Genomic DNA, 923 nt, shown 5'->3' with positions numbered 1-923 from the left:
GACCTCTGCTTTACCGGGACCGACACAACCATAAAATCGGCCAAAGTAGGTTGGATGAGTGAGCCGAGGTTGATGCACCGTTCAGGCCACGGGAGCGTATTACCCCGGCACCAGGTCGGCGTGTGTGGCGGCCTCGAGTGTGGTGCGGACCCCGCCCGGGAGCGAGATGGCCAGCAGGCGATCGTTGCAGATGGACGAGTGGTCGGCCAGGGCATAGGGCACGAGATCGCCGTCCGGATCGGCGCGCAGCCGGTCGGCCGGGGCGCCGAGGTCGAAGGCCGCCACCGGCAGACCGGTGCGCAACGCCAGCGTCAGCGCGTAGGAATAGGTCTCCGGCCAGATCGCCGGGAGCAGGATCAGATCCGCCGCGACGCGCCAGACGAGATCCAGCGCCTCGTTGTCGCTCGCGTAGCGTCCGGTCCGTGTGACGCCGGCGCGTTCGAACCCGCCTTCCAGCGCCGGGTCGCAGAAGCCCACCAGGGCAAAGCGCAGCGGCAGGTTGCGCGTCTGCGCATCGGTCGCCAGGGCCTGCAGCACCAGCCCGCCCTTGGTGGCGCTGATCGCCCCGAGCACGGCGACGCGCCGGACGCGCCCCGGCCGGTGCCGCGCGGTCGTGCGCACCGCCCGCTCCGGCTCCGCGTGCGGCCGCACCGTGATCGCCAGATCCCGGTACACGCGCCCGATCCGCCCCGCCGTGTCGGAGGACGGCGCGGGCGGTGCGCACGACCGCGCGGCACCGGCCCGGGCGCGTCCGGCGCGTCTCCGTTCTCGGGGCCATCAGCCCCACCACGGGCGGGCTGGTGCTGCAGGCCCTGGCGACCGATGCGCAGACGCGCAACCTGCCGCTGCGCTTTGCCCTGCTGGGCTTCTGCCACCCGGCGCTGGATGGCGGGTTCGAACGGTCCGGCCTCACCCGGCCCGGG

2 protein-coding genes are annotated in these 923 nt (G+C 72.9%); one reads left to right on the top strand and one right to left on the bottom strand.

Annotated features, from left to right (window positions below):
* Positions 1-99 precede the first annotated feature (99 nt).
* Complete coding sequence (locus MKK84_RS02440) at positions 100-675, bottom strand: hypothetical protein (protein WP_243916447.1); 576 nt, start codon at positions 673-675, stop codon at positions 100-102.
* A gap of 41 nt (positions 676-716) precedes the next feature.
* On the opposite strand from MKK84_RS02440, the gene MKK84_RS02435 reads away from it, so the two are divergent.
* A partial coding sequence (locus tag MKK84_RS02435; RefSeq protein ID WP_243916446.1) for a hypothetical protein occupies positions 717-923 on the top strand: 207 nt, incomplete at its 3' end.

The organism is Methylobacterium sp. E-065, from assembly GCF_022829605.1.
GTDB lineage: Bacteria > Pseudomonadota > Alphaproteobacteria > Rhizobiales > Beijerinckiaceae > Methylobacterium.
This window is presented reverse-complemented; position numbering and strand designations above follow the sequence as displayed.